The sequence below is a fragment of the Scytonema sp. NUACC21 genome (genome assembly GCF_054684315.1).
In genome coordinates this window covers 1-12,651 of sequence record NZ_BAAFZH010000101.1, presented here as the reverse complement: position 1 = coordinate 12,651, position 12,651 = coordinate 1, and the positions used below count along the sequence as shown (strand labels likewise).

At 40.8% G+C, this 12,651-nt stretch carries 3 protein-coding genes; 1 reads left to right on the top strand and 2 read right to left on the bottom strand.

Going from position 1 to position 12,651, the window contains the following annotated elements; genetic code table 11:
• Window positions 1-12: 12 nt before the first annotated feature.
• The gene (locus tag ACYRY3_RS32610) at window positions 13-8,637 is read right to left on the bottom strand and encodes a choice-of-anchor L domain-containing protein (RefSeq protein ID WP_460205814.1); all 8,625 of its coding nucleotides are present in this window, start codon (window positions 8,635-8,637) and stop codon (window positions 13-15) included.
• 717 nt (window positions 8,638-9,354) lie between these two features.
• Entirely contained in the window at window positions 9,355-9,654 is a 300-nt protein-coding gene (locus ACYRY3_RS32605) for an SH3 domain-containing protein (RefSeq protein ID WP_460205813.1), read from the bottom strand.
• Between the two features lie 620 nt (window positions 9,655-10,274).
• Between ACYRY3_RS32605 and ACYRY3_RS32600 the strand changes: the two genes are divergently transcribed.
• On the top strand, window positions 10,275-11,798 hold the full coding sequence (locus ACYRY3_RS32600) for an adenylate/guanylate cyclase domain-containing protein (RefSeq protein WP_460205812.1): 1,524 nt from the start codon (window positions 10,275-10,277) through the stop codon (window positions 11,796-11,798).
• Window positions 11,799-12,651: the final 853 nt, after the last annotated feature.

Genomic DNA, 12,651 nt, shown 5'->3' with positions numbered 1-12,651 from the left:
AAATCCCTAAATTTATCCGAAAAGTTGAGATGAAGCAGGCATTTGTTGCGTTAAGTTTCCTAAACCTCCATTGCTTGTAAAATTCACTTGTACAACCATATCGTTATAGTCGCGATCGCCTCCGCCATAAAGATCCTCGAAACCGAATTTATTATCCCCAAGCAAGCGAATATGATCCGCTTTGTCGGTGTTGGCTTCGGTAAAGGCAAAGTACGCAAGTGGACCAGTACTTAACACATTATTTGGATTTTGAGCGCGAACTTGCTCGATAGTACCGTTGGCGATAATGTACGGCGCAATCAGCGTATCGCCATTCATCTGCCCGGTTATATTTGTTGCATCCCCACTCAAGTTGATAATAGTGCGTTGGAATGCAGCTTCCATATAGCCTGCGTCTCCCGGTTTGAGATTTCCAATGCGTCCGCTTTCGTCGTCAATAGTATAAAAACCAACAGAATTCTTGTAAGCCGCTTCACTGTTTACCGTAAAACGAGTTGCGATCGCACCTGTCACTTCCCGCAAGTCAATAAGTTCGCGTTCTGTTTGTAGTTTTGTCCCAAGGGTGAGAGGGGTATCGCTGATTTTAACCTTTAAGACTAAGTCATCAAAATCGTTATCCCCACCCATTTCGTCTTCCCACTTAACAGACAATCCACCATCATTCAGATTATTTATTTGCAGGTGGTCAAAGTTATCAATATTTGCCAAATTCGAGGAGAAAAAGACATTGGGAGTAGGTCTTTGAGCAGCTAAACTCGCTTTAACTTCATCAGTACTGGCATTTTGTACTAAATAAAAGCTGAGGTAAGAACCAGAGTTAAAATTCAGCTTGCGAATTCCTTGTAGATCGGGAGAGGGATTATTTGCCAATGTAGAGAGAAGAACTTGAGAACGTGCCATTGCTGCTTGCAAATAGCCTGGTTGACCGGGTGCAATACCGTTGATTTCGCCTTTATCGTTATCCACGACAAACACACCCACTTCGTTGACTAACTTACTGTTATTTTTCTCAAGGGCAAATTCTAATTCAACCTGGGAACCACTTCCCGAAACGAACAACAAATCATTCGCAGTTGCAGTTACACTCGATTTACCACCAGTACCAGTACCCCCACCAGTACCAGTACCTCCACCAGTACCAGTACCAGTACCTCCATCACCACCTGATGTCCCACCCCCACCAATTGCATCGTTGACTTGTATGTTTAGGGGAGGAATGACAACACCATTGTAATTGGGGTCGGCACTGCTAGCGGTAAATTTGATTGTTTCAGTCTGGGTACCTTCTTGAATACCATCATCCGCCGTGGAAACAGTTACGGTGTGGGGAATGTAAGCATCAGTGGGAGTAAAGGTAATCGTTATCGGTTTACCTGAACCATTACCTAAATCGACTTGAGGGCTGGGTTCAACAGTAATTGTGACAGGCTGACTGGGAATAGTATTAAGTACTATATTGATAGTACCCGTCTCGCCACCTTCAGTAATTGTAACCGTATCTTTGCCATCTTCTGGCTTGATACTGACTCCCGGCTTGGTTCCGTCTAGGGGTTGAGGTGCAGTAATACTGAAAGTTCCAGCTTTAAGAAAGACAGCAGAATCTAATAAACCATCCCGGTTATCTTTAACATTAATGGCTAATTTGTTACGGGAATTGGGCTCAACAACTCCAACAAAAGTCAAAGGTTTGGTGTAGCCATCTAACTTTGTTTGACTGCTAGCAGGACCAGTTTCAACTGGGTTGTAGATTAAGTCAGGATGATATGAGGAGGCAAAGGGATTTTTGGCTAGATTATTAATGGTGACAGTATCTCCATCGCTCAACCGCGCCATATTAAAGCCATTGAGCTCTAAACTAAAAGCATCGTTGAACTTACCTGCGTATTCAGCCAACTCTTCCGAACCAAACGCAAATTGGAAGAATACATATTGCGTATTGGCATCAGCATCAAATTCTATTTCCATCGAAATAGCATCATCTGCTGTACCTGGTAAACCAAAATCTTGACTGAGGTCGTTTAAGCTGTTGACTTCGCGATTGGAAACAGTAATATTACCGCCTGCGATTTCACCATTATCGCCAACTTCACCAATATAAAGATAAAGAGGTTCTCCTGAAGCCAGCGACTGTCTTAAGTTAAAGCCAGCTTTCCCTAAATTTCCCAAACTCACATAACCATTGGCGCTACTACCAGTAGTAGCCACCGCATCAAAACTTCCTAAATTGGCAATACCATTATTAATGGTGCCGTTGGTGGTAGCAAATAAATCTGGGTTGGCTGGATCGGTTGGTGGCCGTTGGTTGCCCGGTGTAAAGATAGTTCCTATGGGACTAAAATCAAAGACATCCAGGCTGGGTAAATTTTGAATATCGGCAGCGTTAGTAATCTTGGTATTGCTGATTTTAATTCCATCTAGATCGAATCCAGTAAATCGTCCATCGCTACCACCAATGACACCACCATCACCAATTGTTAAAGATTTGAGGTCAAATCCCAAATTAGTTAAATCAGCACGGTAGACAGCAGTTGCTGCGTTGCTGGGATTACCTGTTACACCGTCAAGTTTCTCAAACTTTAAGGAAACATTAGTACCGGGGGAAAAACCACCATCAGCCGTATTTTTACCAGATAAATCAACAACTTTACCAGTACTGAGGACTATCCCTTCACCCAAACCAAAGGGGTCATTTTGGAAAGTACCAAAAGCACGGCTATCACCTTTGAGTTTTACCTTAAAGTTACTCAAGCCGTTGGTATTTCCTAGTAATTTGCTGAGCAATCGATCGCCATCCCCATCTTGTGCGATCGCAAAATCTGCAGTTGCTCCCAACGAAGACAGTGGTTGAATATCTGCACTTTCTACCTTGAAGTTCTGGCTGCCCACTGGTGGAGGTGCGTCAGGAGATTGAGGTTGTATCTGATTGGTGATGTTTGCTTGAGAACCTAGATTTGAATTTTGGGTAAAATTAAATTTTTGTAAGACATTGAGTGCAGTTGTGGGGTCATTAACGTAACGCACATAACTAGCACTCAAATCAAAATCAGTGACACCTTGGAGAATTCCAATCAAATCGCTAGATGGGGCTGTCTGGGCATCTTTCCGATAAATTTTAATGGAATTATTGTCAAGTTGAGTGATGTAATTTTCTTTAGTACCTTGTAATTGGAGAATATCTCCTTCTGAAGCATTAAAATCGGTAATGAAAGCGTAAGTATTGTCTCCTACGGTACGACTGTTGCTATCGTCATAATAGACAAACGTCCCCTCACCCAACCAAAATTCATCTGCACCGCTACCACCACTTAAAGTATCAATTTCCGAATTAATTTCCGTGTAATTTCCTACATCAAAATTAATTCCTATTAAGATATCATTACCACTGTCACCTTGTAGAGTATCGTTACCTTGACCACCAACTAGGGTATCGTTATCGTTTCCACCGCTGAGTAGATCGTTTTGAGTACCACCATTGATGGCATCATCACCAGTGCCACCATCAAAGCTATCATTACCACCATCAGCGATCGCAATCCCTGGAATAGCAACAGCACTGTTAAATTGAGATGTATTAAATGTCCACCCATCAACTATGATGTCATTGCCATCGCCACCACTAGCGATATCATCATCAATACCACCTACGACAAAATCTTTTCCTTCTCTTGCTTGGATTTGGTCTGTACCACCATTACCTATAATTAAGTCATCACCATCATTACCAACCAGAAAATCATATAAATCCGCACCAAATATTCGGTCATCTTTACTAGTTCCAGTAATGTTGAAGCGTTCAAAGTTAGTAAACTTAACTTCATCTAGAATACTGTCATCATTACTGCTCTTGCGGTAGTAACGTCCTCCATTTTTAGCATTGAAATTGGGAATTTCTGCCAGCATTCCCGTGCCAATATCTTCAACTGAGTAGTCTATAACTAACAAGTCATCTTCAATGGAATTGAAAAATTCTTGAGGAGTTATTACAGAATAATTCCCTTCATTATTTGTTGCTAATCCTAAAGTTTCTGGATTCTCACTTTCTGGTGCTTGCAGAAAATTAACCGAACTGTCTGGGCTTGTTGGTGCTGACAACGGAATCATAATCCCATCTGAGTCCATACCGCCATCGACAACATCTCTTCCCAAACCCACAATGACGAAATCTCTTCCTTTGCCGGTACTAAAGTTATTATTAACTGTTCCTAATTGGATGAGTATGTCATTTCCACCACCAGTTTTGATATCTTTGAAAATTTCAAAGTTGCGAATTGCAGTTCCATCACTAAGAACCAGCGCTTGTGTGGAATTTTCAACTAAGGGATTGAGCCCAATTAGGGAAATATTGTATTGCAGTGTCGTGTTGTTCGGGTTCGCAACCTTACCCGAAAGGTCGATGGATAGCGTATCAATGCCACGTCCGCCATCAATAAAAGTGCCAAATGTGTTATTGGGGATAGTCTTAAATTCCAGGTTGACATCGTTTTGGTCAACAACATTATCATTACCATCACCAGCAAGAATCAAGTTACCACCATGACCACCATAGATAGTGTCATTACCATCCCCAGAAATTAAAATATCATTGCCAGAACCGCCGATAATTGAGTCATCTTGCATGGTTCCTTTGACAACTAAACGTTCGATGTTAGTGAAATTAACAGCATCTAAAACCGAACCACCAGGAATGCGTTTCCGCAAAAACCCTCCAGCTATTGCCGAACCAACGGTATAACCCCCTGTCAATCCCGTACCAATATCTCGGATGGAATAGTCAACAATGAGAGTATCTGCTAATCCACCACCATCAACCTCATCTGTACCGCCGCTACTTAAACCAGAGTCAATGACGTTAACTCCATTATCTGCAGTCAGGGTATCGCCAAAGTCTGACCCGCGTAAATTCTCAACAGTGGATATTCCAGGTAAAGAGTTAACAAAAGTATCCCCTTGAGCATGGCTACCAGAACCAACCCCTTGAAGAGAGACATTCACTCCATTAGGAGATTCGCTGTAATCTGCCCAATCAATACCGAGTCCACCATCAAAACTATCTGCACCTGCACTGCCAATGAGAGTATCGTCGCCGCTTTCGCCTTTGAGGGTATCGTCACCTGCTAACCCTTCTAGTTTGTTGTCACCAATGTCGCCTTCAAGGGTGTCGTTATAGTTAGAACCAATGAGATTTTCAATGGAGTTGTATTCTGTTTCAACAGGTTTTTTATCTTTGTCCAAAATCTTGGCTTTGACTAATTCATCGCCTTCAGCATCAGAACCCGAACCTGCACCAGTTTTCAGACTGACATTCACACCAGCATTAGAATTGCGGTAGATAGCTGTATCATTACCGCCACCACCATCTAATAAATCTTCACCTCCACCACCTTCTAATTTGTCATCGCCTTCATAGCCACCTAAAGCGTTATCAGAATTATTACCAATGAGGACATCATCATAAACAGTGGCGTGGACGTTTTCAACAGAGGTTAACTTATCGCCTTCCGCGTCACCACCAAAAGCTTTACCAGTAGGGAGGTTCACAGAAACTCCACCAGGAGAAGTTAAATATGTTGTTGTATCCACTCCTGCGCCGCCATCTAGAATATCCCGTCCCGCACCACCAAGAAGAACGTCATCGCCCTCACCTGCAAAAATGTCGTCGTTACCCTCGTTTGCATCAATGAAATTTTTCTCTGCACTGCCGGTGATAATATCTCTGAATGCTGACCCTTCAACATTTTGAATATTTTGAAGCAAGTCAATCGTACCGTAACCGTCTTTTGTGGCTATGTTTGCGGCTAAGTTAACTATGACTCCCTTTGGAGCATCCGTATAGCTGGTGGTGTTATTTCCTGCTTTGCCATCGAGGCGATCGCTACCTGCTCCCCCAGTTAAGAAATCAGTCCCTGCTCCACCAATAATAATGTCGTTCCCTTCTCCACCATTAAGTTGAGCGGACACATCAACGCCATCGGTCAGGGTAATAGTGTCATCGCCCCCACGCCCATCAATGACAATTGCCTTAAGAAAGTCGTATTGTTTTCCTGGGGGTTTCCCTTCTGGAAAATCGAGTCCCAACAGCAGTACGGATTCGTTTCCATCCTTTTTATTACCGGAAAGATATTGAACCGTGATGGTCTCACCATTATTTGTACCCTTCCGGTCAATCACCCCTTGTGCTTTTAAAAACTCTTCAGTTGCTGGGTCAGGTTCGGGGTCTTCAACGTTAAAGTGCTCATCGTTTGGATCGCACCCCGTACTAAAGTCGAGGAGGTTGATATTGGCTAAATCCAAACGTTTTGAAAAGCTAAAAAAGCCCAGGTCGAGAGTCACAGACCCAAAGATAATTAAAGCTAAATTTCCACTAGGTGCTAACAAGCACAGAGGGTCTTCATAGAGTTCGCTTCCCCGTACTTTAGAAGGAGAATTTTGACCTAATTCAACTGTAGCTCTTAGCCCTCCGCCGACCTCAAGTTCAGCAACGGCGAGATTCACTGCGGCAGCTGCACCAATTTCTCCAAATATAGTGAAATAACCTTTATTCTCTGGTTTACTGAGGAAAAAGCCGTTCGTTAGATCGACAGGATTTTGAAAGTTATTTTTTGTAAAATCAATTAATCCTTGTGCATCATAACCAAATCCAAATTGAGCACTTGCACCAGCTTTTGCATAAATCTGAATGACAACTGGTCCAAAAACAGGAATAGGAGGAATAATACCGGAACCTAGTGTACCTGTCTCAAACTTTAATCCAGGTGGATTGTACTCAAAAAGAGTCACATTTTGACCCAACAGCAAATTAAAAGCTTTGGTTGGATCGGTCAAAAGCGGAAACTTAATACCATCTTCTTCTTCTAGCTTTTTGAGTGTGTCAACATAGCTGTTGGATGGTTCTTCCCCAAGCGGTAAGATGGACTTTGCTCCGAGTGTTTGTGCTGGTACTTCCGGAGATGGGTTTGAGTTATTTGGATTGGCGTTGAAATCACCAAGATAAATTTTAATCCCGTTCGTAGCATCACTTTCAAGACTATTAAACTGCTTGAGAGTCTTGGTAATTTGCCTGATAAAGTCTTCAGTACCGGGTTGTATCAAACTTGGTGCAAATTGTTGAGCAATACCAAGCAATGAGTAATCAATAACCGGCAGTGGTTCAACAAGCGGACTGAGGATTGAGTCAATGGGACGTGTAATTCTTTGGATATCTTTGAGAGTTGGTCCTACAAACTTGTTGGCAAAAGACCCTAGGTCGAGGGCAACATTTTTAAATTCAACACTGGGAATAGCTGCACCTAAATTCCAGTTGTTGATATTAAAGTCAGCGCTAATTGATGGTAAGTTACCATTTTTATCTAAGCCAGTATCAAGCTGTAAATTTAGGTTGGCATTTGCAGTGAAGTTGGGAGAACCAAGGCTGATACTGCCAAGATTTGAGAATTTGACCCGCTGACTTGTGGTGTTTGTCAGGTCAACAGCAAATTTACTATTGAGGTTGCTACCGCTGTCAGTGGCGCTAATTTGTAGAAATCCCAGCGAACCTTCTAACTTTAATGGTTGAGCAGTTTTATCTTTGAGATTTGCGTTGAGTTCGACTTGGAATTCCTCTGGGGTGGATGTGTCGAAGAAAAAGGCATCAGCACCACTGGTATTATCAACTCCAAAGCCGACATTTAAACCAAATGCTAAACTGGGAGCAATGCCTCCTGTTAAGTTAAAGCCTAAATTAGGCAACCCTAAATTTTTGGATAAGGAAATATCGGGAGTAAAGCTTTTACCAATTTTGAATTGAAACCCAATGCTGCTAGCGTCAGTGAGAGTTTTAATATCATTTATATCAATCGAACTATTATTATCTAAGTCTAACAGCAACCCCAATCCGCCTTGGCTTTCAGGCTTTAACGCATCAAATAAAGCTAGCTGTACGGAAGCTGTGGTTTTGTTAGTAATTTTATCGAGTTCATCTAATATTCTTTTTTCAACTGTATCTGTAATGAAGTCGTTTACATAATTACCAAGGGGAACATCACCCAAAATAGGCAGATTATTTAAACTTTGTCCTGAAACTGCCTTTTTGATGTTCTCAAATAAAGGCTGAATAGACTGGCTTAAAAACGACAGGTTACTTTCAGGGTCGGTCTCTGCTTCTGCCGCTATAACTTGCCCATTTACATGAATTAAAATGCGATCGTCTTCTGTTCGTAATTGTTGCAGTAGATGAGCATCTGGAGTTTTTCCTTGAATTAATGCTGAGAAAATTGCTCCTTCATCCCCTGAACTATCAAGGTCAACATTTAAAGTGTTGTCTAGGGAATGACCAATTTCTTCTAATAAAACCGATGCAATATCTTCCGGTCGGTTGCTATATTTTTCAAGAAAATCCTGCGAAATATAAATTGTATCCAAACTAGCTGCATATGCCGCATTGGCATTTAGCAAGATATCTGAACTGACGATTTCAATGTGAGGAAAATTACTAAAATCTCCCAAACTCCACGATTCAGTTAAACTCTCAACTTGAGACAATGAAGTTAAATTATCAAATGCTTTTGTCAGTAAGTCTCTCCACCCAGGCTCTTGCGCTTTTTCTCGCAGTTTAGTTTTAGCTAATGCAATACCTTGATTTAATACCTGTAAAGAACTCATAATTTCCTCTCAAAATAATATATTACGTATTGATATTGATTTTTAATATCAAAACTTATCTACTCCCTTCACGTCAGAAGATTCCCTCAAGACGTAGGTAGGGCTATGCCCCACAACAGCAAACATGTGCCATCAATCTACTTCGATTTAACGAGAAGACGTAGGGTGGGCTATGCCGCACAACAGCAAATATGTGCCATAACCCTACCTATAAAAATCGGTAATTTTAGAGCGGAAAGAGAGTAGTTTAAAGAGCCGAAATTTTTGTACAACTGACAGCTATCCAACGTAAGTTGGCTCAGAACCCCAACAACTCTCGTGGTTTATCCCGAGAGATGTAGACGTAAGTATACAAAAACTTAGTCCATTATGGTTTGGTAAAATTTAATGGTCAATACTGAAATGTTAAACTTGTCCTCAAATCTTCTAAAAGTTAACGATTGTTTACAACTCTATTCCCCTTCGGTATTCACCGATCTCTCAAGAACCGAATTATTACTGATAGCATTTTAGGTAATCTGCATCAACCCAACCTTTATACTGCTATCCATAGCGCTTAAAACCCTTGTGAATTAAAGGTTTTAAAAAAATTAGATACAATCACCAAAATTGTATCTAGTTTGATAACGTAAGCGTATCTAGAAAGGTTTAATTTAACTTAAGTAAACCCTTGTAACCAGGTTATAAAAAAGCTTGAAAACCTTAGTATTTACCAAATTATTGCTGATAGCATTTTAGGTAGCCGGCATAAACCCAACCTTCATACTGCTGTGTGGAAATGTCAGCCCATTCTCCATCTTGAGACCAGCCATGCAGTTCTACGACTGTGCCTTTAGGTAAGGTGTCAATAATTTTAGAATTTATGCTGTTATTTTCACGGACGTTTACAGATGTAGCTGTCACTTCCCAATACTGGCAAGATTTCGATTGTGCTGATACGGGTATTTGCATAATTGCATATCCAAAAATGGAACTAACCATCAACAGTGATAATGCTGAAAATCGCTTGATAAACATATTTTTTCTTTTGATTAAGAAGCTACTTGCAGGCTGGGTATTGCCTAATGTAGATGATGTTATGCGGCATAGCCCTACCCCCAGAAACTGACTTTAGGGCTAATTTCAACAAGTAACTTAATCTACACATTGAAATAGAACTTTTTCGGGAACTTTTGAAACTTTGTCTCTAATTCGTCCTTTGTCATTTGTCATAGGTAAATATTTCAGCTATTTTTACATCCCAAAACACATAGGTAATTTTATTGCCAGCACCCTACTTAACCAGTCAACTAAAGTATGAAGTGCGAAGGATGGAGGATGAAATACCTAATAGCGAAATGAGGGGCTTGCATCCCTGTTTGTAGAGGGAGAAATTTTTCATCCTTTACCCTTCATCCTTTATACTTTTTTGGTTACCATAAAATCAACCAGTGCAATTATTGGTGTCAGTTTAAACTTTCATAAAAATTAGTGATTCTTATGCTATAACAGCCCAAGAGACTGGTTACTAAAAAAGTAGCATCGAGTATAAAATTTTTCATTTTTAAGTTGCACAAATAACAAATGACAAATAACAAATGACAGCCTTAACTAGTTAACTTTATTTGTGATGACCTACTTAATTTTGGGTAAAGCTAATGGAACTGACGCCAAACAACTTAAAGGTAGAAATTTTAGTAGTCGATGATATAGCTGCTAACTTACGCTTATTAGTTGATATTTTGCGAAAAAACGGTTATGAGGCGCGAGCTGTCATTAATGGACATTCAGTACTTGAGATTGCACTCGCAAGCCAACCAGATTTAATTCTACTCGATATTCTCATGCCTTCTCTCGATGGTTACGAGATTTGTCAGCAACTCAAAGCCTGTCCTGAAACAAGAGACATTCCGGTTATTTTCCTCAGCGCACTTAATGAAGGAATAGACAAAGTCAGAGCATTTGAAGTTGGGGGTGTAGATTACATTACCAAACCCTTTCAGGTGGAAGAAGTGCTAGCACGGGTGAACAATCACCTCGCTCAGCGTTTTCTCCTAAAGATTCTTCAGCAACAAACTAAGCTACTCTATCAGCAAAACCGACATCTTCAAGTAGAAATAAGCGATCGCAAGCAGGCGGAAGAAGCGCTGCGAATGGCTAAAGAACGCTATTACAGTATTTTTGAAAATGCGATTGTCGGCATTTATCAATCAACTCCTGAAGGGCGCTATATCAGCGCCAACCCAGCATTGGCAAAGATCTATGGTTACTCATCTCCAGAAGAATTGCTACAGGATATACAAGATATTAACCGACAGTTATATTTTGAGCCCAACCGTCGCAATCAATTTACTGCAGCGCTCAAAGAAAATCATACCGTATCTGAATTTGAATCACTAGTATGTCGTAAGGATGGCACACCGATTTGGATTTCTGAATCTGCACGTGCCGTTCGGGATTCAACAGGAAAACTTCTTTACTACGAAGGCATGGTCTCTGAAATTACCGAACGTAAATTGGCACAGGAAGCTCTGAAATTTCAACAAGCTCAAACTGAGGAACTTCTATTAAATATCCTACCTCAACAGATTGCCCATCGCCTTCGGGCTGGAGAAACTTTGATTGCGGAACAGTATCAAGATGTGAGTGTGCTCTTTGCCGATTTAGTAGGTTTTACTCAGATCTCCTGTCAGAAAGCTCCTGGTGAGTTGGTGGAATTTCTCAACAAGATTTTTTCTAAGTTTGACCAATTGACAGAAAAACATGGTTTGGAAAAAATTAAAACTATAGGGGATGCCTACATGGTTGTTGGAGGGTTACCCACGCCAAATCCCGATAGTGCCTATAAAGCAGCGCAAATGGCACTCGATATGCAAGCGTGTTTGGCTCAATTCAATGTCAACAAAGAAGAATCATTACAGTTACGGATTGGTATGCACACAGGTCCTGTAGTAGCTGGGGTGATTGGGATAACTAAGTTTAGCTATGACCTATGGGGAGATACAGTGAATGTTGCGTCGCGCATGGAATCAAACGGGCTACCCGGTAAGATCCAAGTGAGCGCTGCGACCTACGAACGTCTCAAGGATCGCTTGGAGTTTGAGCAACGGGGAGAAATTTTTGTCAAGGGTAAAGGAGCGATGATTACCTACTGGTTAATAGGACGTACCCCTACCCTTTAACTATGTGTAATTTCAAAGCATCAAAGGAAGTGGGAAAATCGGTAAATACTCAAAATTGAAGTATCAACAGTTAATTTATAAAATTTCATCAAAAAAATAGTACATCCTACCCTTTTGCGAAAGCAAAAACTTTTTCAACTTTTCTCGAACTGTTTATATTAAACTCGACGACTTTCCGAGGATTTTTAATGTTTCTCTCTAATAAGTTAAGGGCTTTGACTTCTTTGGTAAAATTCGGCATTTCTTGGCGACAAGATGGACAAAACCAGTAAATTCCCTGAGAGCGGATATGGCGCAACAACTGGTCAGAGCAGCAAGGGCAATGTATCATGATATCACCTCAAATTACAGGTATCTTCCAAAGAGTTGATAAATCAGGTGGTATTAAACATGGGATTGGGCTAAACAGCGATCGTCTGCCCCTAAGCTTTAGGAATTCAAGTTTGTAAAGATTCGCTTTTTTACCTGAGTGTTTTCAATGCTAATGTAAGATTGTGAGAATCTTGTGAAGAAGTAGTCAAATCATAAATTAGTTCCGGGCTTTCTCAGATACGGGAACTCTAGTATGGAATATAACTTACGTATTTTCCTGCAAACTGCACTTGAGATTAGCAGTTGTTGACAACCACTGCTACCGCACTGTCTTAAGACTCTCCACACTGGAGCTAAACATATCAGTAAAAATGCTCATGACAGTGCGCTCCCTAACCCTCTTTTATCACTTTCGGGAGAGAATAATCTAGAATGGTTACAGCGTAAGACTTTTACCAAAAATCTTGATTTCAGCCATTTTGTTAGAAAATAAACACCAAATGCTTACCCTGTCTAGAGTTAAAAATTTGGCTTTTATTTT